The sequence below is a fragment of the Ponticoccus litoralis genome (genome assembly GCF_039769985.1).
Classification (GTDB): Bacteria; Pseudomonadota; Alphaproteobacteria; order Rhodobacterales; family Rhodobacteraceae; genus Ponticoccus; species Ponticoccus litoralis.
Genome location: NZ_JBDNCH010000001.1, coordinates 27,247 through 48,905, shown reverse-complemented (window position 1 = coordinate 48,905; position 21,659 = coordinate 27,247). Strand labels below are relative to the sequence as shown.

Annotated in this window: 21 protein-coding genes, 3 pseudogenes and 1 riboswitch; of the genes and pseudogenes, 6 read left to right on the top strand and 18 right to left on the bottom strand. The window is 68.3% G+C overall.

From position 1 onward, the window contains the following. Positions 1-3 precede the first annotated feature (3 nt). The 4 genes and pseudogenes from ABFB10_RS00235 to ABFB10_RS24470 all read right to left on the bottom strand — a co-directional run. Positions 4-408, bottom strand: a pseudogene (locus ABFB10_RS00235) (histidine kinase dimerization/phospho-acceptor domain-containing protein); the annotation flags it as partial. Positions 409-1,219: 811 nt separating this feature from the next. Then, entirely contained in the window at positions 1,220-1,732 is a 513-nt protein-coding gene (locus ABFB10_RS00230) for a putative pterin-binding protein (protein WP_347164840.1), read from the bottom strand. Between the two features lie 113 nt (positions 1,733-1,845). After that, positions 1,846-2,838 carry a sugar transferase gene (locus tag ABFB10_RS00225; protein ID WP_347164839.1) on the bottom strand — a complete coding sequence of 331 codons (993 nt, stop codon included), beginning with the start codon at positions 2,836-2,838 and terminating at the stop codon, positions 1,846-1,848. Positions 2,839-2,878: 40 nt separating this feature from the next. Beyond that, a pseudogene (locus tag ABFB10_RS24470) lies at positions 2,879-3,226 on the bottom strand (WecB/TagA/CpsF family glycosyltransferase); the annotation flags it as partial. A gap of 287 nt (positions 3,227-3,513) precedes the next feature. Here ABFB10_RS24470 and ABFB10_RS00215 point away from each other — a divergent pair. From ABFB10_RS00215 to ABFB10_RS00205, 3 genes are all read left to right on the top strand, one after another. Next, a complete protein-coding gene (locus ABFB10_RS00215) occupies positions 3,514-4,128 on the top strand; it encodes a response regulator transcription factor (RefSeq protein WP_347164838.1) in 615 nt (204 codons plus the stop codon). 110 nt (positions 4,129-4,238) lie between these two features. Continuing rightward, positions 4,239-5,693, top strand: coding sequence for a GumC family protein (locus ABFB10_RS00210; protein ID WP_347164837.1), 1,455 nt, complete (start codon positions 4,239-4,241; stop codon positions 5,691-5,693). Further along, positions 5,680-6,963, top strand: a complete 1,284-nt coding sequence (locus ABFB10_RS00205) for an O-antigen ligase domain-containing protein (RefSeq protein ID WP_347164836.1) — start codon at positions 5,680-5,682, stop codon at positions 6,961-6,963. The genes ABFB10_RS00210 and ABFB10_RS00205 overlap by 14 nt, the downstream gene beginning before the upstream one ends. Positions 6,964-7,100: 137 nt before the next feature. Here ABFB10_RS00205 and ABFB10_RS00200 read toward each other — a convergent pair whose 3' ends face one another. The 11 genes and pseudogenes from ABFB10_RS00200 to thiD form a co-directional block, all read right to left on the bottom strand. Further along, a complete protein-coding gene (locus tag ABFB10_RS00200) occupies positions 7,101-8,213 on the bottom strand; it encodes a zinc-binding dehydrogenase (protein ID WP_347164835.1) in 1,113 nt (370 codons plus the stop codon). Between the two features lie 311 nt (positions 8,214-8,524). Then, positions 8,525-9,301, bottom strand: a complete 777-nt coding sequence (locus tag ABFB10_RS00195) for an ABC transporter permease (protein WP_347164834.1) — start codon at positions 9,299-9,301, stop codon at positions 8,525-8,527. After that, positions 9,298-10,027 (bottom strand): annotated as a pseudogene (locus ABFB10_RS00190) (ABC transporter ATP-binding protein). The gene ABFB10_RS00195 and the pseudogene ABFB10_RS00190 overlap by 4 nt, the downstream one beginning before the upstream one ends. After that, positions 10,024-10,698, bottom strand: a complete 675-nt coding sequence (gene tenA / locus ABFB10_RS00185) for a thiaminase II (RefSeq protein ID WP_347164833.1) — start codon at positions 10,696-10,698, stop codon at positions 10,024-10,026. Before tenA ends, ABFB10_RS00190 begins: the two are co-directional and overlap by 4 nt. Continuing rightward, entirely contained in the window at positions 10,695-11,633 is a 939-nt protein-coding gene (locus ABFB10_RS00180; protein WP_347164832.1) for an ABC transporter substrate-binding protein, read from the bottom strand. The genes tenA and ABFB10_RS00180 overlap by 4 nt, the downstream gene beginning before the upstream one ends. 14 nt (positions 11,634-11,647) lie before the next feature. After that, positions 11,648-12,604, bottom strand: coding sequence for a HesA/MoeB/ThiF family protein (locus ABFB10_RS00175; RefSeq protein WP_347164831.1), 957 nt, complete (start codon positions 12,602-12,604; stop codon positions 11,648-11,650). After that, positions 12,601-13,197 carry a thiamine phosphate synthase gene (locus ABFB10_RS00170; RefSeq protein ID WP_347164830.1) on the bottom strand — a complete coding sequence of 199 codons (597 nt, stop codon included), beginning with the start codon at positions 13,195-13,197 and terminating at the stop codon, positions 12,601-12,603. Before ABFB10_RS00170 ends, ABFB10_RS00175 begins: the two co-directional genes overlap by 4 nt. Beyond that, entirely contained in the window at positions 13,194-13,964 is a 771-nt protein-coding gene (locus ABFB10_RS00165; RefSeq protein WP_347164829.1) for a thiazole synthase, read from the bottom strand. The genes ABFB10_RS00170 and ABFB10_RS00165 overlap by 4 nt, the downstream gene beginning before the upstream one ends. Before the next feature lie 2 nt (positions 13,965-13,966). After that, positions 13,967-14,161, bottom strand: a complete 195-nt coding sequence (thiS, locus tag ABFB10_RS00160) for a sulfur carrier protein ThiS (RefSeq protein WP_347164828.1) — start codon at positions 14,159-14,161, stop codon at positions 13,967-13,969. Beyond that, positions 14,145-15,119, bottom strand: coding sequence for an FAD-dependent oxidoreductase (locus tag ABFB10_RS00155; RefSeq protein WP_347164827.1), 975 nt, complete (start codon positions 15,117-15,119; stop codon positions 14,145-14,147). Before ABFB10_RS00155 ends, thiS begins: the two co-directional genes overlap by 17 nt. Next, positions 15,116-15,931, bottom strand: a complete 816-nt coding sequence (thiD, locus tag ABFB10_RS00150) for a bifunctional hydroxymethylpyrimidine kinase/phosphomethylpyrimidine kinase (protein WP_347164826.1) — start codon at positions 15,929-15,931, stop codon at positions 15,116-15,118. The genes ABFB10_RS00155 and thiD overlap by 4 nt, the downstream gene beginning before the upstream one ends. A gap of 44 nt (positions 15,932-15,975) precedes the next feature. Further along, positions 15,976-16,080: riboswitch (TPP riboswitch) on the bottom strand. A gap of 371 nt (positions 16,081-16,451) precedes the next feature. Between thiD and ABFB10_RS00145 the strand changes: the two genes are divergently transcribed. The 3 genes from ABFB10_RS00145 to ABFB10_RS00135 are packed head-to-tail and all read left to right on the top strand — an operon-like array spanning position 16,452 to position 18,519. Beyond that, complete coding sequence (locus tag ABFB10_RS00145) at positions 16,452-16,826, top strand: hypothetical protein (protein WP_347164825.1); 375 nt, start codon at positions 16,452-16,454, stop codon at positions 16,824-16,826. After that, positions 16,823-17,680: an alpha/beta fold hydrolase gene (locus tag ABFB10_RS00140; protein ID WP_347164824.1), complete on the top strand. Its 858-nt coding sequence runs from the start codon at positions 16,823-16,825 to the stop codon at positions 17,678-17,680. Before ABFB10_RS00145 ends, ABFB10_RS00140 begins: the two co-directional genes overlap by 4 nt. After that, complete coding sequence (locus tag ABFB10_RS00135; RefSeq protein ID WP_347164823.1) at positions 17,677-18,519, top strand: 3-oxoadipate:acetyl-CoA acetyltransferase; 843 nt, start codon at positions 17,677-17,679, stop codon at positions 18,517-18,519. Before ABFB10_RS00140 ends, ABFB10_RS00135 begins: the two co-directional genes overlap by 4 nt. Before the next feature lie 48 nt (positions 18,520-18,567). Here the strand turns inward: ABFB10_RS00135 and ABFB10_RS00130 are convergent, their stop codons facing one another. The 3 genes from ABFB10_RS00130 to ABFB10_RS00120 all read right to left on the bottom strand — a co-directional run bounded on the left by ABFB10_RS00130 (position 18,568) and on the right by ABFB10_RS00120 (position 21,633). Then, positions 18,568-19,491 carry a LysR substrate-binding domain-containing protein gene (locus tag ABFB10_RS00130; RefSeq protein WP_347164822.1) on the bottom strand — a complete coding sequence of 308 codons (924 nt, stop codon included), beginning with the start codon at positions 19,489-19,491 and terminating at the stop codon, positions 18,568-18,570. A gap of 30 nt (positions 19,492-19,521) precedes the next feature. Next, the gene (locus ABFB10_RS00125; protein WP_347164821.1) at positions 19,522-20,700 is read right to left on the bottom strand and encodes a muconate/chloromuconate family cycloisomerase; all 1,179 of its coding nucleotides are present in this window, start codon (positions 20,698-20,700) and stop codon (positions 19,522-19,524) included. A 63-nt stretch (positions 20,701-20,763) separates the two neighbouring features. After that, positions 20,764-21,633: a dioxygenase family protein gene (locus tag ABFB10_RS00120; protein WP_347164820.1), complete on the bottom strand. Its 870-nt coding sequence runs from the start codon at positions 21,631-21,633 to the stop codon at positions 20,764-20,766. Positions 21,634-21,659 lie beyond the last annotated feature (26 nt).

Here is a 21,659-nt window from a genome sequence, read left to right as displayed (position 1 = left end):
GCCCGAGATGTCCATATTGCGCAGATGGTGAGCCTGCTGGCTGTTCAGGGGCGTCTTCTTCAGAAGCGCGAGGTTGCCCAGAAGCCCGTTCAGGGGGGTGCGGATCTCGTGGGTCATCATGGCAAGGAATTCGGCCTTGGCCTTCTCTCCGGCCAGCGCCCGGTCGCGTGCCTCCATGATCTCGGTCTCGGCGGCGACGCGGTGCGAGATGTCGCGCAGGAAGCCGATGACGACCTCTTCGCCCCCGGCGCGGGCCTTTTGCAGGGCCAGTTCCACCGGAAAGACCTCGCCGTTGCGGCGCCGGGCTTCCAGCCGCACGCGGCCATGGTCCACCACCTTCGCCTCTCCGGTCTCACGCATCCGCGCCATGCCGGCCTCGTGGGCCTCGCGGAAGTGGTCGGGAACGATGATCTCTGCAAGGTTTTTTCCGTAGACCTCCGCGTAGCGGTAGCCGAAAATCCGTTCGGTACCGCCGGGTTGAACGTCAGGATGTGGCCCTGCATGTCGGCCACGATCACCGCGTCAAGCGAGGTGTCTAGGATGGTGTTGAGCCGGGCGTAGGCTTCGGACAGCTGCTTGCCGCGCCGTTCCGTCTGCAGGCCGGTACGCCGTATCCGGGCGATCGCCACGATCAGCGCCAGAAGCATCGTCGCGGTCAGCACCGCCAGCCGCATCAGGGTATCGGCGACCGAGGTGCGGCTTTCGTCCGAACTTGCCGCAAAGTACTGCAGACCCGTCGTCGCCAGACCCCGCAGCGGCAGGCGCATGGTATCCGCCTCCGCCAACAGGCGGGGCAGGGCGGTGGCCAGATCGTCCCGGGGGCCGTCGATGACGGGGATCATCGCATCGAGCCGGGCGCGGATGTCCGCCACGGGGTCCGCGAATCCCGGTATCGTCCGCAACTCGGTGTAAAGCTGCCCCGTGCCGAGCGTGGTCATGCGACTGTAGAAGACATCGAATTCGATCACGACTTGGTCGAGCTCGTCCTCTCCGGCCTCGGGGTGCCGCGCGGCGATCAGCGCCGAGCGGAATTCGAGAAACTCGACCTCGGTCTGGGACAGAACCCAATGGGTGTTGTCGGAGCTGGCCGTGCTGAGCAGGCGGAACTCGCGCAGCACCTCGAAAACCAGAAAGCCCGCCGCCACGATGGCGGCGAGCAGGGCGGCGGCCAAAGAGATGCGCATGCCCTCGGAGGCCGGGCGCCCACCGTCCCGTTCCGTCATTCGTCCAGGGTCAGACGGTCGAGTTGCCAGATGCTGCGCGCATAGATCACCTCTGTCCTGTATTTCGGGTCGGATGCGTAGGGATAGATCACCCACAGCGGCCCCTTGTCCCGGCGCGACATGGGTTTGCCGTCCATGGCATAGGCGATGATCGGCCCGTCTTCGGTTGCGTCCGAGCGGGGGATCTCGACGGTGTAATCGTTGATCGCGGTGGCGGATACCTCCGCGCCCTCTGCCCCCACAGCCGCCAGCAGGGTTTCAAGCAGGACGCCGGTGAAGCGGTGGGACCCCGAGGTCCAGATCGTGTCGGTGACGATATCCGTCTCTCCAAGTGCCTGAAGCATTTCGAGGTCGAACTGCGCCGTCTCGTCGACATTGGTCACGGCGATATTGCCGAAGATCGTCAGCAGCACCGGGCCTTCGGGCGCGGGCAGTGTCTGTACCTCGGCCCGGGCCGCGAAGCCGGAGAGAGACAGGAAGAGGGCAAAGAAACGAGCAATTCGGAACATGGGCGGGACTCCTTGATGCATGATGCGATTTTGCCACGGCGCTGCCAAGACGGTCACCGGGACTTCGGGATCGGACGCCTATCCATTCGGATAGGATACGCCGGTAAGAGGGTTCAGTAGGCGCCGCGTCCGCTGACGACGGCCCGCGCCGTCATGGCGAGGATCAGCAGGTCGACGATCAGGCCGCGGGAGCGGACATAGGCCACATCCATGTCCACCATCTTGTCAAAGCCGATGTCCGCACGCCCGGCCACCTGCCAGAGCCCGGTGATGCCGGGGCGCACGGAGAGCCGTTCCAGCGCCGCCGCCGGGTAGGCTGCGACCTCGGAGGGCAGGGCGGGACGCGGCCCGACAAGGGACATCTGCCCGAACAGCACGTTGAGGATCTGCGGCAGCTCGTCCAGAGAGGTGCGCCGCAGGATCCGCCCCATGCGCGTCACCCGGGGATCCTGCCGCGCCTTGAAGCACAGCCCGTCGCGATCCGACTGCGCGCGGACCTCGGCCAGCCGGGCCTCGGCGTCCCGGTACATGCTGCGGAACTTCAGGATGGTGAAGGGCCGCCCGTCGCGTCCGACACGGACCTGCCGGAACAGGGCCGGACCGGGGCTGTCGAGGCGGATCAGCAGGGCGATCAGGATCAGCAGCGGCGCAATCAGCGTGATCAGCGCGGCGCTTCCCACCAGGTCGAAGGTCCGTTTGGCGCGCATCTCGGGGCGGGATTGCTGCATCGCATGACGGGCCGCCCGCACCATGAAGGTCACGTTTCCCAACAGGTAGCGCCGGGCCATGCGGCGCGGTTCCTGCAACAGCCGCCAGAGCCATTCCATTTTGGCCTGCCGCAGCCAGAGCGGCGCCCGCGCGACGTTTCCGGCGAGAAAGTCGAAGAGGGCGCCGACCCCCATGACGAGTTTCGCGTCCAGCTGTTGGCGGTGCGCGTCGATCCACAGTTCCTGCCCGGGGACGCCCATGGCGACGAGCACGATATCGGCGCCCGAGGCGTTGATCCGCGCAATCGCCTCGTCCGTATCCTGCGCCCCGTCGTACCCGTCCCGCGTGCCGGCGATGCGCAGGCCGGGAATGTCCTCGGGCCAGCCGCCGCGCCGCACGCTCTGCCGTGCCGGGCGCCGCACCGAAGAGGAACACCGAAAGGCCCCGCTCGCGGGCCTGCTGCAACAGCTTCGGCGTGAAATCCGTGCCGTTCAGGTTCACGGTCGGAAGGCTGCCGGTCATCCGCGCGGCCAGCTCCACGCCGATGCCGTCGGGCAGAATGCAGCTGGCCCGGGCAAGGGCGTCGCGATAGCGCCGGTCGGCTTCGCGCAGGTTGGCGCAATGCGCGTTCAGGAAGAACACGCTGTGCCGCTCGCCGTTCAGCAGGCGCGCGATGACCTCGGGGGCGCCGGTATCGGCCAGCGGCAGGCCCAGCACCGTCCGGGTGGGCAGGGCCGTGGCGGGTTCGCAGGTTTCAAGGAAACGGGCGGCATGGATTGGGATCATGGCAGGGACCTTTCGACGGTGGGCAGGGTTTCCCCGAAAAGAGCCGAGCCGCCCTTCGCGGGCAATTCCGCGCCCGGATGGGCGCAGCGGGCTTGCGGGTCGAAGGGGACGCCAAAGCGCCGCAGGATCCTCCCCACGGCGTTTCGCCCCATCCGGAATTGGCAAGGCTACTCCAAAGGGATAGACAGGTGACGCGAATGCCCCTTAGCGGGATTGCCGGCCTGCGCTATCCCTTCTTGGTTGACCACCCGCCCACCGCTTCACAGCCGATGACCGGAAGACGATTGATGAGAGTTCTGATTGCCGACGACCATGACCTGCTGCGCGACACGCTGATCGCCTTTCTCGGTGCCGAGGAGGGCATCGAACTTGGCAGCGCGGCCACCTTCGACGAGGCGGTGCGCCGCATCGAGGAGGACGCGCCCTACGATCTGGTCCTGCTCGACTACAAGATGCCCGGCATGGACGGGCTGGACGGTCTCCGGCGGGCCCTGACCCTGCAGGGCGGGCAGCGTGTCGCCCTGATCTCGGGGCAGGCGACGCGCGAGATCGCCGAAGAGGCGCTGTCCGTCGGCGCGGCGGGTTTCGTGCCCAAGACGCTGCCCGCGAAATCGCTGGTCAACGCGGTGCGCTTCATGGCCATGGGCGAGCAATATGCGCCCATCGACTTCATGACCGCACCGGAGAAGGCCGAGACGCATCCCCTGGTCGACAAGCTGACCCCGCGCGAGTTGCAGGTGCTTGAGGGCCTGTCAGAGGGCAAGTCCAACAAGGAGATCGCGCGCGATCTCGACCTGACGGAGCCGACGATCAAGCTGCACATGAAGACGCTCTACCGCAAGCTCGAGGTCAACAACCGCACGCAGGCGGCGATCATAGCGCGCGAGGAAAAGCTGTTCTGAACCCTATCCGATGGGGTAGGCGCGGGGCCAAAGACGCCGCGCAACCCGCCTGACGCGCGGCTGAGCCGGACGGGCCGTCGGGGTAAGACATCCGCAAAGGAGTTTGCCGGATGTCAGTTGCCACCGATCCCGTTCTGCCCCGACGCAGTTTCCCGAGTGTCGCCCTGTGGCGGGCGCGTCCCACGGCGGGGCGCATCCTGCGTGGCGGGCGCCTGTCCGATGCCGGGCGGCTGCCGCGCTACCTGCTTCTGGCCTTTGCCGGGCTGGGCGCGATCTGGGGGCCGATCACCGGCTACCTGATGACCGCACCGCCGGTCTATGACAGCGCGATGTCGCTGATCCTGCCGGGGTCCGGGGCCTCGTCCTCGGTCAACCTCGCGAATATCGGGCAGGCCTCGACCCATGCGAATTCGGCCTTCGCCAGCAGTGCCATCAGCCCGACCGAAACCTACAAGCGCCTGCTGACCGCCGACCGCGTCCTGCGCGACGCGGCGGCGCGGGTCGGCCTGTCCGACCGCGACTTCGGGCGGCCCAAGGTCAAGCTGGTCGATCAGACCGCCTTCATCCACGTGCAGATGACCGCCGCAGACGCCGCGGCGGTGCAGCGCCGCCTTCAGGCCCTGCTGGAGGCCTTCATGGAAGAGATCGACCGCCTGCGCAGCGACGAGCAGGATGCACGGGAAACCGGCGGGCTGGACGCGATCCGCGACTATCGCGACTCGGTCGCGCGCACGCGCGCCGACATCGATGCCCTGCGCGCCGAGACCGGCCTGCATTCCGCCGAGCAATTCGAGCGCCTTGTGGATGAGGCCGACGGCCTCGCCCAGCGGATCGCGGTTCTTCAGGCGGAATTGCAGATGGCGCAGAGCACCGTGGCCGGGATGGAGGCCCGGCTGGGCACCGGGGCCGACGGGGCGGCGCTGATCCTGCGCCTGAACGGCGACCAGACCTATCGCGCGCTGATGCAGACCATGGCAGAGGCCGCCTCCGTGCTGTCCGACGCCGAAGCCCGCTACGGGCCAAGACACCCCGAAGTCGAGGCCGCCGCCGCGACCCATCGCGATGCCGGGCGCAAGGTCGCGGCGCGCGCCGAGGATCTGACCGGCAGCCCCATTGTGCCCGAGCGCACCGAGGCGGACGGGCGCGGCGCGCTGCTGACGGACCTGGTCCGGCAAGAGGCGGCGCGGGCGGGCCTTGCCGCGCAGCTGGCCACGCTGCGGGAACAGCACGAGGGCGAAACCGCCCGGCTGAAAAGGCTGGCCCCGCTGGCGACCCGCCTCGATGACCTGCAACGCGATCTCGACGTGGCCGAAGCGGTCTTTGCCTCGGCGATCGCGCGCAGCCAGTCGCAGCGGACGGACGTCTATGCCTCTTATCCCCTCGTGCAGGTGCTGGAGGATCCGACCATGCCGGACCGGCCGTCTTCGCCGAACCTCAAGCTGTCGCTGGCGGTCGGCATCGCCGCCTCGCTCATGCTTGGCCTGGCGCTGGCGCTGGGATGGTTGCGCCGGGCGATCATCACCGGCCTGACCCGTGGCGCGGGAGAGCGTCGTGACCCGGCCTGAGACTCTGCCGGAGCGGCTGGTCCGCCGCGCCATCACCTGGACCTGGCCGTTCTATGCGCTTGGCGCGCTCTACGTGGTCGGGCCGGTGCTTGCGTGGTGGCTTGCCGGGCTCGTGGCGCTGGCGCTTTACCTTGGACCGGCGATCCGCCCGGACCTGCGCGCCACCGGCCCGGTGCCGCCGCTTGTCCTGTGCTGGTGTCTCGGCATGATCGTCATGCTGGTTGCGCTCTGGGCCGGGCATCTGAACTGGGATCTTGGCCTGAAGCAGTCGATCAAATCCTCCATCGGCTGGGCCAAGGGCTGGGCGCTCATGGCGCTGTTTCCGCTTGCGGGCGCGGTTCTGCCGATCCGGCGGGAAACGCTGGTCCGGGCGCAATGCCGCCTTGGCCTCTGGACGCTCTGCATCGCCCCGGTGCTGCTGGTTGCCCCCTACATCGGCCTGCCCGAACGCATCTGGACCTCGCCCCTGAAGGCCGTGGGCGGTCCGGGGCCAGAGTATTTCTCGGTCTATTTCTTCACCTTCGACCCGGCGTCCTGGACACCGCGCTGGCAGTTCTACGCGCCGTGGTCGCCCTTTGCGGCCCTGCTGGGCGTGACCATGGTGCTCTTCGCGCAGGAGGACCGCGACCGGCGCTGGATGGCGGCGGGCGTGGCGGCGGGCGTCCTGATGATTCTCGCCTCGAAATCCCGCATGGGTCTTGTCGGTCTGGTGGCCTGCACCGTCGGGCCGCGCCTCATGCCGCTGATCCTGAGGGGCTGGGCATGGTCGGCACTGGCGGCGCTGGCGGCCTCCATGGCGGTGATCGGCGAGGCACTGGGCCGCAACATCCTGGCCGGGGTGGATGCCTTCAAGTCGGCGCGCGCCGACAGCACCCGGGTGCGCGCGACGCTGCAGCGGATCGCCTCGGACCGCTGGCAGTCAGAGGCCTACTGGTTCGGCCATGGCCGGGTCGAGCCGGGCCCCCATATCGTCGAATACATGCCCATCGGCAGCCACCATACGTGGTACGGCCTGCTCTTCGTGAAGGGGGTCGTCGGCTTTGCCGCGCTGCTGGTGCCTCTGGTCTGGCAGACCGCCGTCGCGATGGTCGATGCCGCGCGAGGGCCGCGCGGGCGCCTGCCGCTTGGCCTGTGTATGGTGATCGTGCTGCTGACCTTCGGCGAGAATGTCGAGATCGAGGCCTATCTGCTGTGGCCCGCGCTGGTCATGCTGGGCATCCATTGCCGCGAAACGGCGGCGGAGTCATCCAGCGCCGATCGCGTCCCGTAGGCGGCGCCCCGCAATCGGGGGAGGCTGCGGGCGCCGCCCCCGTCCCGGCGCGCGCCGGGGAAGGCCCTTCGAAGGGTCTTTTGAAAGCGCCTTCGAAGGCGCTTCCCGCCCGGTGCGGGGGGCCGTGCGATCCCGCCTCAGGCCCAGGGCGTCACCAGGTACTTCTCGCCGGTCCGCATCTGCCGGTAGTCCATCACGGCCTCCTTGGTCAGCATCTGCTCCAGCGTGACCCGCGTCTTGTAGTGGCTGGCGAAGGTGGTGGTGAGATTGTCGCGCACGCGCTGGCGCATCCGGGCCAGGGTTTCCTGACCGGCGGACTGCAGGAAGGGCAACAGCAGCCAGCCGGACAGCGTCCAGCCAAAGCCGTAGCTGGGCGTCAGCGTGGTCGGGCCGGTGTCGAGGAGGCCGTAGATGAACATGCGCTTCGGCTGGTCCGAACCGTAGCGGGAGTATTCGCTCATCCGTTCGACGGCCACCCGTTCCATGGCCTTGAAGGCGGTGTCGACCAGCGTGCCGCCGCCGACGGGGTCGAAGCCGTAGAAGGCCCCGGTGTCCCGGATGGCATCGGTCAGGCGCTCCATGAAGTCGTCGCGCGACTGGTCGACCACATGCTCTGCCCCGATCGCGCGCAGCAGATCGGCCTGTTCGCTCTTGCGCACGATGTTGACGAGATCGAGGCCGTCTTCCTTGCAGATCCGCGTCAGCATCTGGCCGAGGTTCGAGGCGCCGACCGTGTGCAGGATGGCCTTTTGACCGTCCGCCCGGGCGTTCTCGACAAAGCCGAGCGCGGTCATCGGGTTGACGAAGGCGCTTGCCCCTTCCTCTGCCGTATGGTCGCCCGAGGGCAGGCACATGGCTGCATCGGCAAGGCAATACTGGCTGTAGGCATTGCCCGGCACGCAGGCCACGCGCTGTCCCAGCAGCGCCTGCGCCGCCGCGCTGTCGCCGGCGGCGATGACCGTGCCCGCGCCCTCGTTGCCGGCGGGCAGCTTCAGCCCGTGCCGTGCGCTGGACGCGGCATTGACCGGCTCGGGCATCTTCGCCACGAATTTGCCGGGGCTGTAGTCGGCGGTCTCCATGTCGGCGCCGCCAACCAGAATGACCAGGTCGGAGGGGTTGATCGGGGCGGCTTCCATTTTCACCAGCACCTGATTGCCGGTCGGGTCCGCGACGGTGACGTCTTCAAGCGCGACGGTCAGTGTGCCGTCCGCGTCAAGCGTGGTGAAGAGCTGTTTGCCGGTCATGGCCATGATGTGGGTTTCCTTCGCCCGGGATTGCTTTGGGCTGATAAGTAAACCGAACGGTTCAGATTACACGCCCCAGCGGCACGGATTCCGGGCGGTTCGGAGTCACGTTTCGGTGAGGCGGTGACAACGCGGCATTGCCCGGGGCTCGCGAAGCGACCCGAGCGCGGCGCGGTCGATCATGGGACAGGCCTTCTGACAAGGGCAGCGCAGGCGCTGCGGGGCGCGGCCCCTGCCGCCAGATCCGCCAGAGGGTTCGGCCCTGACAGGGCCGGTGCCGGAAATCCGGTCAGAGCGCCCGGTGGCGCCCGGGGGTGTTACGGTCCGGTGCCGGGCGCGGCCTGTCGGGTTCGGGCGCCATTGGCCTCTTCCGGCACAAGCGGTCTTGTCAGCCGGACGATCGCCACATGCAGCAGGATGGCGAAAAGCCCCAGCGTCAGCATTGCCGCGAACATGAGGTCGGTCTTGGCGCGGCCATTCGCCAGCAGCATCATGTAGCCAAGGCCCCGCGACGCGCCGACCCATTCCCCGATCACGGCGCCGATGGGCGCATAGACGGCGGCCAGTCGCAGGCCCGAGGCCAGCGAGGGCAGGGCCGCGGGAACGCGGATATGCCAGAGGATGCGCGAGGGGCTGGCCTGCATCGTGCGCGCCAGGTCGAGGTACCCCTTGGGCGTGCGCATCAAGCCGTCGAAAAAGGCGGATGTGACGGGGAAATAGATGATCAGCACCGCCATGAAGACCTTGGACCACAGCCCGAACCCCAGCCAAAGCGTCAGGATGGGGGCAAGGGCAAAGACCGGCAGCGCCTGCGTGAAGACGAGGATCGGACGGATCAGCACCCGCGCGGTGCGCGAGGCGGCCAGATGCAGGGCCGTGGCGATCCCCAGCGCCGCGCCGATCCCCAGCCCGAGGATCACCTCGAGCGCGGTCACCAGCGTGTGTTCCGCGATCAGGGCGCGGTTGTGCCACCATGTTTCCGCCACCTGAAGGGGGCCGGGCAGGATGAACTTCGGCAACCCGGTGACGGTGACGATGGCCTGCCAGAGCGCGAGAGCGAAGAGGGAGGCGACGACAGCGGGAAGGGCCTTCATGGCGCGCCTTCGCGCAGCTCGGACAGGAGCGCGGCCTGACATGCAAGGGTTTCCAGATCGTCGAAGGGCCGCGGGACGTCAGAGGCGGGGTGGGGCAGGGCCCTCAGGCCCGCATGGCTGAGCACGCGGATGGATTGCCCCAGACGCGCCGCCTCGGCGGGGTCGTGGGTCACGATCAGCACGGTCTTGCCGCGCAAGACCTCGACGGCCAGTTCCTGCATCGCGGCCCGGGTCTGGGCGTCGAGCGCCGAGAAGGGCTCGTCCAGCAGGACGATGGGCTTGTCCTCCATCAGCGTGCGGGCAAGGGCGACCCGCTGGCGCTGTCCGCCGGACAGGGCAGGGGGCTTCTTGTCGGCATGATCGCTCAGGCCGACGCGGTGCAGGATGCGGCCCGTGCGGGCATGGTCCGGTTGCTCTTTGCGCAGGCGGGCGCCCAGCTGGACGTTGCGGCGCACCGTGGCCCAGTGGCAACAGCAGGTCGTCCTGCGCCATGTAGGCCGTGCGCGCCGCCACGGCGCCACTGTCGCTGGCGGTGATCGTGCCGTCGAAAGCGGCGCCGGTGTCCAGCCCCGCGATCAGGCGCAGCAGGGTGGACTTGCCCACGCCCGATCCGCCCAGCAGGCAGGTCCATTCCCCGGCGGGCAGGGACAGGGTCAGGGGCGCAAAGAGCGGCGCGCCCCTGACCGAGGCATGCCCCTGCAGGGTAATGCCGGGGGCCGTTGTCACGGCGTCAGACCCATCTGCCAGAAACCGGCTTCCAGTTCCGTTGCCGTGCGGAAGGTCCGGCACAGCCGGTCCCATCGCGGAGAGGATGCGTAATCGGCGCCCAGACGGTGGATCAGCGCCGCGTCCAGCAGGGTGCCCGCGGCCCGGCAGGCCTCTTGATACTCGGCGCCGGCATAGGTGGCGATCCAATCGGCGTAGCTGTCCGAGGTCGTCTCGGCCGCCAGTCGCGTGCCGATCTCGCCATAGCCCATCACGCATGGGGCCAGCGCCGCCAGCAGGTCCAGCAGGTCACCGCTGTACCCGGCTTCGAGCACGAAGCGCGTGTAGGCGAGGTTTTCGGGCCGCTCTTTCGTCGCGAAGACCTCGGCCTGCGACAGGCCCGCCGCCTCGCAGATGCCGATATGCAGCTTCAACTCGTCGGTCACCAGCGCGTTCAGCGTGGCGACGGCGGCCAGCATTTCGTCATGCGTCTCAGCCTTCACCACGGCCAGCGCCCATGCGCGGGAGAAGTGGATCAGGAAGACGTAGTCCTGCCGCAGGTAGTGCAGGAAGGCCGCGCGCGGCAGGGTGCCGTCCTTCAGACCCTCGACGAAGGCATGGCGGGTATAGTCCCGCCATGCGTCCCCGGCCTGCGCCCGCAGCAGCGAGAAGGCCGTGCCATAGCCGCTCATTGCGCGGTCACGTCGATGCTGATGGCCTCGACGGGGTTCAGGCTGTCGATCATGCCGTTGTCCTTCAGGAAGGCCTCAAACCGGGCGTAGCGGCCCGCGTCGAAGGCCGCCGGGCGCAGGGCAAGGCGGGGCAGGGTGTCCATCCACGCCTTTTCGTTCAACTCGTCCTGAAGCTCTGCCGAGGTGGCGGCGAAGATTTCCCAGCTTTCCTCGGGGTGGTTCACGATGAACTGCGTGGCGCGTTCCGTCGCCTCGAGGAAGCGCGCGATCCGGTCGGCGTCCATGCGGTCCGGGTTGGCGACATAGATCAGCTCGTCGTAGGAGGGCACGCCCTCTTCCTCGATGTAGAAGCAGCGGCCTTCGACGCCTTCGATCTCCATCTGGTTCAGCTCGAAGTTCCGGAAGGCGCCGATCACCGCATCGACCTGCCCAGACATCAGCGCGGGCGAGAGCGAGAAGTTCACGTTGATCATCTCGACGTCATCGGACGCGACGCCGTGTTTGCCCAGAACCGTGGAGAGGACCGCCTCTTCGACGCCTCCGACCGAAAAGCCGACCTTCCTGCCCTTCAGGTCCGCCGGTGTGTCGATCGGCCCGTCCGCCAGAACCAGCAGGCAGTTCAGCGGGGTCGCGACCAAGGTGCCGACGCGCTTCAGCGGCAGGCCCTCGTGGATCTGCAGGTGCAGTTGCGGCTGGTACGACACCGCCAGATCCGCCTGCCCGGCGGCCACGAGGCGCGGCGGGGCAGAGGGATCGGCGGGCGGGATCACCTCGACCTCAAGGCCCGCATCGGCGAAATAGCCGTTTTCCTCGGCGATGATGATGGGGCCGTGATCGGGGTTCACGAACCAGTCCAGCAGCACGGTCATCTTGTCCTGCGCCAGCGCAGGAGAGGCGGCCAGCAAGAGGGCCGCAGGGATCAGAAGGCGTTTCATGTGTGGGTGTCCTTTTAGCAAGCAGAGGCCGAGACGAGCACGATCTCGCCGGGCCATGTCCGGTGAAGGGTTTCGGCGGCGCGCCACGCCCGCAGGCCCGTGCCGCAGCACAGGGCAAGGCGGCGCGCGCCGGTGTCGGTGATCTGGTCAGGGCCCAGACGCCGGGCCGCCGGGTGCAGTGGTGTCGGTGCCTCGTCGGGGCCGCGCAGCTCGACGATCAGGTCGTCTGTTGTCAGATCAGAGACGGCGACAAAGGCAAACCCCGTCGCGGGTTCGGGCGCCGCGTCGAAGCGGAAGCCCGATGTGGCAAGGCTCTGCGCGTCGAGGTTGACCAGCTGCCCGAGCGGCGTTGGGGCCAGCCCCAGCAGCACGGCGAGCGCCATCTGCGCCTGCATGGCACCGATCACGCCCACCACCGGACCCAGCACACCGGCGCTGGCGCAACTTGCGCCGCTCTCCGGCGCATCGGGGAAGACCGCGCGCAGCGAGGGGGCGCCGCCGCAGAACCCGCCCACATAGCCGCCAAGTCCAAGCACCGAGGCGCTGATCAGCGGTGTGCCCCGGGCAAGGCAGAGGTCGCTGAGCAGGTAGCTGACGGCGTAGCTGTCGGCGCAGTCCAGCACCAGATCCGCCGAGGCGATCATCTCGGGCGCATTGGCCGGGGTCACGCGACAGCACCGCGCCTCGACGGTGATCTGCGCATTGAGGGCGCGGCACCGGTTTGCGGCCACCTCGGCCTTCGGCTGCCCGCAATCGTCTTCGGTGAACAGCGTCTGCCGGTGCAGGTTCGACAGTGAGACCGTATCGTCGTCGACCACGGTGACATGGCCGACGCCCGCCCCCGCCAGAAGCGGCAGCGCGTAGGCGGCCAGCCCGCCCGCGCCCACCACCAGCACGCGGGCGCGGGCCAGCCGCTGCTGCCCGGTCTCGCCCACCTGCGGAAGGATCGTCTGCCGCGTGTATCGGCTCATCGCGTGACCGCCAGCCATGCGCGCACCCGCGCCTCGGGGTCGGCGTTCAGGGTGATGTCGGTGACGACAGAGACGATGTCCGCCCCGGCATCGAAGACGCCCGGCGCGCGCTCGACCGACATACCGCCGATCCCGACCAGCGGGGTGTCCCCCACGCGGGCTTTCCACTCGGTGACCCCGGGCAGACCCTGCTGGTGCCATTTCATCTTCTTCAGGATGGTCGGATAGACCGGCCCGAGCGCCACGTAGTCGGGCGCCATGGCCAGCACCCGCTCCAACTCGTCGTCGTCATGGGTCGAGACCCCAAGCCTTAGCCCGGCCTTGCGGATGGCGGGCAGGTCGGCCACGTCCAGATCCTCCTGCCCCAGATGGATCCAGTCGCAGCCCAGATCCAGCGCCGCCTGCCAGTGGTCGTTGACCACAAGAACCGCGCCGTGCTGGCGGCAGAGGTCGCGCGAGAGGGCGATCTCGGCGCGGATGGTTTCGGGCGCGGCGTCCTTGATCCGCAGCTGGACGAGTTTCACCCCGAGGGGCAGCATCCGCCGCAACCAGTCGGCGCTGTCGAAGATCGGGTAGAAGCGGTCGAGCGTCATGACAGAAAGGCCTTTCCGACTACGGGGGTCGAGGCCTCGGCCATGTCCCGGGCATCGATGGGGTCGGCCCGATGTGCCAGTTGCCCCGCCTCGACCGCGCGCATCATGGCGCGGGCCATGGCCACGGGATCACCCGCGCGGGCCACGGCGGTGTTCAGCAGCACGGCGTCGAAACCCAGTTCCATCGCCCGGGCGGCGTGGCTGGGCAGGCCGATGCCCGCGTCGATGACCAGCGGCACCTCGGGAAACTCGGCCCGCATGGTGCGCAGGGCGTATTCGTTGTTGAGCCCCCGGCCCGAGCCGATGGGCGCGCCCCATGGCATCAGCACCTCGCACCCGGCGGTCAGCAGCCGTTCCGCGACGATCAGGTCTTCGGTGGTGTAGGGGAACACCTGAAAGCCGTCCTCCGTCAGGATGCGGGCCGCCTCGACCAGTTGGAAGACGTCCGGCTGCAGGCTGTCCGTGTGGCCGATCAGTTCCAGCTTGATCCACGGTGTGTCAAAGACCTCGCGCGCCATCTGCGCCGTGGTCACCGCCTCCTTGACCGTGTGGCAGCCCGCCGTGTTGGGCAGCACAGGCACGCCGAGGTGACGGATCATCTGCCAGAAGGCCTGCCCGCTGCCGCCCGCCCCCTCGCGGCGCAGCGAGACGGTCGCGACCCCCGCGCCGCTTTCCCGAAAGGCCTGCGCCAGGATCGCGGGGCTGGGATATTGCGCCGTGCCCAGCATCAGGGGGTTGGGCAGCTCTGTGCCGTAGAACGCCTTCATGCTCAGCCCCCCTGCATCGGCGCGACGACCTCGATGCGGTCGCCGTCGTGCAGCGGCGTCGCGGCGCGCAGGGTGGCGGGCACGAAGGCCTCGTTCACCGCCGTGGCGACGCGCCCGGACATTCCGCATTCGCTCAGAAGATCCGCGAGCGTTTCCGCCGCGACCTCCCGCGGTGTTCCGTTAAGCACTATCTTCATCGACCAACTCCGAATGTGTGTCGTTCAGCGCAAGATCCGCGACCCCCTGCGCCAGCGCGGGCGCCAGAAGGTAGCCATGGCGGTAGAGGCCATTGGCAAAGATCGTGCCTCCGCGCCTGCGGATGCGCGGCAGGTTGTCGGGGAAGGCGGGGCGCAGATCGACGCCGATTTCCAGCACCTCGGCCTCGCCGAAGGCGGGGTTCAGCGCGTAGGCGGCGCTCAGCAGTTCCAGCATCGAGCGGGCGGTGATCCGGCCCCTGTCCTCGCTCTCGATCATCGTCGCGCCCAGCATGTAGACCCCGTCGCCCCGGGGCACGACGTAAAGCGGGATCCGGGGGTGCAGCAGCCGGACCGGACGGGTCAGAGTCACGCCCGGGCAGCGGATGATCAGCATCTCGCCCTTGACCCCGCGCAGGTCGGTCAGCTGGTCGCGCGCCGCGAGGCCCCGGCAATCGATCACGTCTTGCAGGCCCTCCGGCGCGGTCGTCTGGTGGAAGGCCACGCCCTGTGCGCGCAGCGCGGCAAACAGGGCCTCCAGCGCAGGGCGCGGGTTCAGATGCGCCTCAGCCTCGAAAAACAGGCCCTGCGGGAAGCCCGGCAAATCCGGCTCAAGCTCTGCGATTTCCGCAGTGACCTCTGCGAAATTCTCGGTGCGCCGGGCAAAGCGGCGCAGGTCGGGCAGGTCGCGGCGCGCGGCCACGACCAGCGTGCCCCGGCGCTCCACCCCGACCCTGTCGGCCCACCATCCGATGGCCTTCTGGCCCAGCCGCAGGACCGGCTCTTCGGCGTTCTCGTATTCGCACCACGGCGCAAGCATGCCGCCCGCCCACCACGAACAGCCATGCGGCCCCGGCGGTCCGGCGGGGTCGAAAATCTGCACTCGGGCCCCGCGCCGGACCAGTTCGGTCGCGACGGTCAGCCCCGCGACGCCCGCGCCTATGACCGACCATGTTTTCACAGGTTATCCGATGCGGGCCAGAAGGGGTGGAAGTGATGCACCGGCCCGTGGCCGGAGCCGACCCCAAGCCGGTCCGCGGCGGCAATGGCCGCTTGCAGATAGCCATGCGCCTCCTGCACGGCCTCTGTCAGCGCCAGCCCCTTGGCCAGACCGGCGGCAATCGCAGACGACAGGGTGCAGCCCGTGCCATGGGTGTTCCCGGTGTGGATGCGCGGCGCCGTGTATTCGGCCAGCACGCCATCCGGCGCGACCAGAATATCGCGGCAGAGATCGCCCTCGGCATGGCCGCCCTTCATCAGCACCGCCTGCGCGCCAAGCCCGCAAAGCGCGCGCCCCTGTGCGATCATCTCGTCCTTGCCGCGCGCGACCGGAAGGCCAAGCAGGCGGGCCGCCTCGGGCAGGTTGGGGGTCAGCAGATGCGCGCGGGGCAACAGGGTCTCTGTCAGGGTCGCGACCGCCTCGGGCGACAAGAGCGCGTCGCCCGATTTGGCGATCATCACCGGGTCCAGCACCACCGGACCGGCGTAGCCCTTCAGCCCTTCGGCCACGCAGTGAATGATCTCCGGCAGGGCCAGCATGCCGATCTTGATCGCCCGGACATCGAGATCGCCCAGCACCGCCGCGATCTGCGCCGCGATCACCTCTACCGGGATGCCGTGTACGGCGGTGACGGCCCGGGTGTTCTGCGCGGTGACGGCGGTGAGGACCGAGGCGCCGTAGACCCCAAGCGCCGACATCGCCTTCAGGTCGGCCTGAATGCCAGCCCCGCCGCCGCTGTCGGACCCCGCGATCGTCAGTGCGATATGCGCCATGGCAGATGCCTCTTACAAAGGGGCACCGCGTGTGAAAACTGCCAGCTTGCGCAAAGACCGTTCCCTCCGCCGGAATTGCCCGGATCAGGTTCGATGGGTTAGCGCAGCCGCGCCTCTCAGCCTTTTGCAAGGCACCCCAACGGTTCGGGCTTTAGCTAGCAAGCCGCCGCGACCCTGTCAAACGCCCTCGGCCAAAGGGGGCGTGTCGCCATGGGCCGTGCAAAGGGGGCAGAGAGCGGCAGGGGCTTGGGCCTTGGGGCCGCCCCCGACGCTGTGAACGGACGCTGTGAGCGGACGGTCACGGGGGGGCGCCTGAACCGGACACCGGGGCAGGCGGCAAGTCTTGCGGGTGCTCCGGGCCGGGGGGCGGCGCGCGCGGAAAGTCCCCTGCCTTCATCGCCAAGACAGCGCCCCGGTCCCCCGAAGGGCAAACGCCACGGTATCGCGCGATACCGGGCGCAGCATTGTCGGGCGCGCCTCCGGAAGCGATCATGCTGCCGGACCAATCAGGGAGTTTGATGTGCTCGAAACAATCGAAGCGATGCGGCAAGAGCTGGGCCGGACCCCGCATCTTGTCAGGCTGGGGCGGCTCTTCTCGGATACGGTCCTGCTGCAGGTGGACGAGGCGGAATACTACCTGCATTTCGAGAAGGGCGCACTGGCCCGCGTGGAAACCGGACCCAGCCGCAAGATCGCCTGGCGCTTCGCTATAAGGACCGATGCCGAGGCGCTGCGGGCCTTCTGGACGGCCCGGCCCGCGCCCGGGTTCCATGACCTCTTCGGCCTGGTCAAGATCGAGCGGGCGCGCATCGACGGCGATATCCTGAGCCTTGTCAAGAACCTGCGGTTCTTCAAGGAATTTCTCGCCCTCGGGCGTGGGGAGGCACGGGCATGAGCATCGAACCCATCACCGGGCGCTACGCGACGGTCGAGATCGAAGGCCGCAGGCAGCGGATCTATTTCGAAGAGGCGGGCGCGGGCCGCCCGGTCCTGTGCCTGCACACGGCGGGCGCGGATACCCGGCAATGGCGGCACCTGATGAACGATGCCGCCGTGACCGAGGGCCACCGGCTGATCGCCTTCGACCTGCCCTGGCACGGCAAGTCGCTGCCGCCCGAGGGCTTCGAGCGCGAAGAGTACCTGCTGACCACCGAGACCTATATCGCCACGGTTCTTGCGGTCTGCGAGGCGCTCGGGCTGGAGCGGCCTGTGCTCGCCGGTTGTTCCATGGGGGGACGGATCGCCTTGCAGCTGGCGGCGCTGCACCCGGATCGGTTTTCCGGGTTCATCGCCATCGAAGCTTCGGATTTCCAGTCCGCCTGGTACGACATCGACTGGTTCGACCGGCCCGATGCGCATGGCGGGCAGATGGGGGCGGCGCTGGTCTCGGCGAATATCTCGCCCCATGCGCCAGAGCGTGATCGCTGGGCGACGCTGTGGATGTTCATGGCCAGCGGCCCCGGTGTCTTTCGCGGCGACCTGAGCTTTTACACCCGCGACGACAGCCTGATCGGACGGCTGGATCGGATCGACACGACCCGGACCCCGGTGCATCTGCTGGTGGGCGCCTATGACCTGACCTGCACACCGGCAGACACGGAGCGCACCGCCGCGGCGATCCCGGGGGCGACCTGCGCGGTCATGGATGAGCTGGGCCATTTCCCGATGAGCGAGCATCCCGAGGGGTTCCGGCCCTTCTTCATCGACGCCCTCGCGCGGATGAGGGCGGGGCAGGGGGTGGCTGCATGACCAGCCCCTGCATCATCTGCGTGGCCATCACCGGCTCGCTGCCGCAGAAATCCGACAATCCGGCGGTGCCTGTCTCGGTTGAAGAGCAGGTGGAAAGCACGCAGGCGGCCCATGAGGCGGGGGCCAGCATCGTGCACGCCCATGTGCGCAACCCCGACGGCAGCCCAAGTTCCGACCCCGAGCGTTTCGCGCGCCTGCTGGAAGGCCTGCGCAGGCATTGCCCGGACATCCTGATCCAGTTCTCGACCGGTGGCCGATCGGGGGCGGGCAAAGAGCGGGGCGGGATGGTGTCGCTGAGGCCGGACATGGCCTCGCTGTCGGTAGGTTCGAACAATTTCCCCACCCGGGTCTATCAGAACCCGCCCGCGCTGGTCGACTGGCTGGCGGCAGAGATGGCCGCGCATGGGGTGCGCCCCGAAATCGAGGCCTTCGACCTGTCGCATATCCTGATGGCGCATCGCATGTGGCAGGACGGTCGCCTGCGCGATCGGCCCTACGTGCAGTTCGTGATGGGCGTGCAGAACGCCATGCCTGCCGACCGGGCGGTCTTTGACTATTACGTGCAGACGATGCACCGCCTGTTCGGCCCGGATGCGCCGTGGTGCGCCGCCGGGATCGGACGGCACCAGATCGAGCTGAACGACTGGGCGATCCGGGCCGGGGGGCATGTGCGCACGGGTCTGGAAGACAACGTGCGGCTGGACCGGACCACGCTGGCGCCCTCCAATGCGGCGCTGGTGTCGCGGGCGGCGGCGCTCTGTGCCCGGCACGGGCGACCTGCGGCCACCCCGGCCCAGACCCGCGCCATACTTGGCCTGCCGCAGGCGGTCATGGCCTGAAAGCACAGCCTCAGGCAGCGCCGGGGTGGAGTCGGTCCGTCCCGGCGCTCACCTTCCGTCCTTCTTCAACCTGCGGGCAAAGTTCTTGGCCAGAGACGCAAAGTTCTGCGAGTGCACCCCCTGGTTGTCCTGCCTCATGGCAAGGGAGATCGTCGTGCCCGGATTGTGCCCGTCGTAGTCACGGTAGACCACGCCGTGACGCGGCGACAATGACACCGAGCGCGGCACCAGCGCGAGTCCCACGCCGACCGAGACCAGCGAGATCGCGGTCTGGAAGTCCTGCGCCAAGACCTCCTTGGCGGGGATGAAGCCTTCTTTCTTGCACAGGTCGAGAATGTTGTCGGCAAAGCTGGGACGCGGACGGCGCGGGTAGAGCACGAAGGTCTCGCGTTTCAGGTCGGCCAGACGAAGCCGTTCGGCGCGCGCCAGATCGGATTCGACCGGAACGGCAAGGATCAGCGGTTCCTCGTGCAGCGGAAAACAGCGTATCTCTTCGTCTTCCAGCGCCGGGCGGGCAATGGCCACGTCGATGTGGCGCGCGATCAGGGCGGTCTTCAGCTCGGCATTGTTCATCGCCGACAGCGCCAGTTCGATGTCGGGATAGGCATTGCGGAACTCGCGGATCAACTCGGGCAGGACGCCGTGGCTGGCGGTGCCGACAAAGGCGATGCGCAGGCGGCCCGCCGCGCCTTCTCCGATGCGGCGCACCTCTCTTTCGGCACGCTCGACCTGATCGAGGATATTGCGACCGTGCTTGAGCAGGGCATCCCCGGCCCGGGTGCGGCGGATCTGGCTGCGCGAGCGGTCAAACAGCAGCACGCCCAGCCCGGCCTCGAGCTGCGCGATCTGACGGCTGAGAGGCGGCTGGGCGATGCCAAGGCGCGTCGCGGCGCGGCCAAAATGCAGCTCTTCGGCCACGGCCACGAAATAGCTCAACCGCCTGAAGTCCATCGCCGTCCCCCCTTCGGTCATCTTCCGCGCTCCGCCGGCGCCGGACAAGCCCTACGAGGGTCGCAGGGCATCGCGCAAACGGTCTTCGTCGAGATGCACGCCGAGGCCCGGCCCCTGCGGCACGCACAGGTGGAAATCCTCGATCACAAGCGGGTCTTTCACGATTTCCGAGACATGCAGGCGCGGGCCGAAATGCTCGCATCCCTGGGGCAGGCGGGGCAGGGTGGCAAAGACCGCCAGATGCGCCGCCGCCCCGATCGAGCCTTCCAGAAGGCAGCCGCCGTACAGCTCCATGCCGCTGCTTTCCGCGACCCGTGCCGCCTGTGTCAGCGCCCTTAGCCCGCCGCTCTTGACCAGTTTCAGCGAATAGACGCTGCCGCAGCCCATGGTTCCGGCGCGGGTGATCTCGCGGTGGGTAAAGGCGGCCTCGTCGACCATCAGCGGGATCGGGCTTTGCGCCGCGACCCGCGCCATGCCCTCGAAATCGTCGCCGGGCAGCGGCTGTTCGATCAGGTCGACCCGCAGTTCCTGCAGGGCGGGCAGGAAGCGGCGGCAATCGGCCTCGCTCCAGGCCTGGTTCACGTCGACGATCAGGCGGCGCATCTCCGGCACCTCGTCGCGCAGTCTCCGCAGGCGGCGCAGGTCGTCCTCGGGGCTTGCGAAGCCCAGCTTGATCTTGAAGTCACGGTGTTCCCGGGCGGCCAGCTTGGCGCGCGCCTCTTCGACCTCCTGCTCGGCATCGCCCGAGGCCAGCGCCCAGAGCACCGGCACGCGGTCGCGCAGCGCGCCGCCGAACAGCAGGGTCAGGGGCACGTCCAGCGTCTGCGCGAGCGCATCGTAGATCGCCGTTTCGACCGCGCCCTTGGCCGCGTTGTTGCGAAAGGCCGCCTTGGCCATGCGCAGCGCCGCCTCGGCGGGCCGGGCAGCGGGGCAGTCCAGCAGGGCCGGGGCAAGGTAGCGGGTCACCGCCGCCTGAATGGATTCCACCGATTCCTCGGCCCAACGCGGTCCGCCCAGCACCGCCGCCTCGCCGATCCCCTCGATGCCGTTGGCCAGCCGCACGCGCACCAGCACGAACTCCCGGTGAGAGAATTCGGTATTCGACAACCGATGCGCGCGGACGCTGGGAAGCGTCACGATCTGGGCGCGGATCTCACGGATCGCGGTCTGGCGCAGGAGGTCACCGTCAAGGAGCGGCGTTTCGATGAGTTCGGCGGCATTATGCGCCATGGGCGTCTCCTTCGGATGACAGGGCGAACGCCCCGAAGGGCGCCCGCAGGGGGAAGGTAGGGGTTACTCGGCAGCCACGGCCCGGGCCCCGGCCTCGGGCCTCAGCCGGAAGTCGAAGCTCATGACCAGGTCGGTATCGGCGCCTTCCGGGGCGGGCTTCATCTCGCCGATCAGGCTTTCCTTGACGGCAAAGACCGCGTCATTGTCGAGGTACTCGGTCTCGCTGTCGTAGATCTGGCTGATCAGCGGCTTGTAGCCGGGCTTGGAGATCATGAAATGGATGTGCCCCGGGCGCATCGGGTGATGGCCCATGTAGTTCAGCAATTCACCGGCGGCGCCGTCATAGGGGATCGGGTAGGGCTCGGGGCGCAGGCCGACGAACTCGTAAGAGCCCTCCGCGTCGGTCAGGAACCGGTCGCGCAGGTTGAAGTCCGGCTGATCCGGGTCCTGCTGTTCGTAAAGCCCGTTCGGCGCGTCCTCCCAGACGTCGATCTGCACGCCCTCGATGGGGGTGCCCGCAGTATCCACGACACGGCCCGAAACGCGCAGCGTCTTCTGGTTGTCGAAGCCCTTCTGGATGATGCTGGCGCCCTTGGGCAGAACCGGCGGATTTTCCCGGTAGAACGGCCCCAGAACGGTGCTTTCGCTTTCGCCGTCCGTCACCTTGTTGTCCAGCATGTCGACAAGCACCTCGATCCCCAGAATGTCGCTGATCAGGATGAACTCGTTGCGTGCGGCGCTGGAGATGTCGCCCGCGCGGCGCATCCATTCGCAGCCTTCCAGCCATTCGCCATGGGTCAGGTTCACCTCCTTGGCGAAGGCGTGGAAGTGTTTCAGCGCGGCGGTCATGATCTCGCGGTTGCGCTCGGGGATATCGGGCTTCATCGCGCCGGTGACGGCTTCGGTGATGTTCTCGAGTGTAATGTTTCGCATGGGGCTCCTCCTTGGCGTATTCTTTT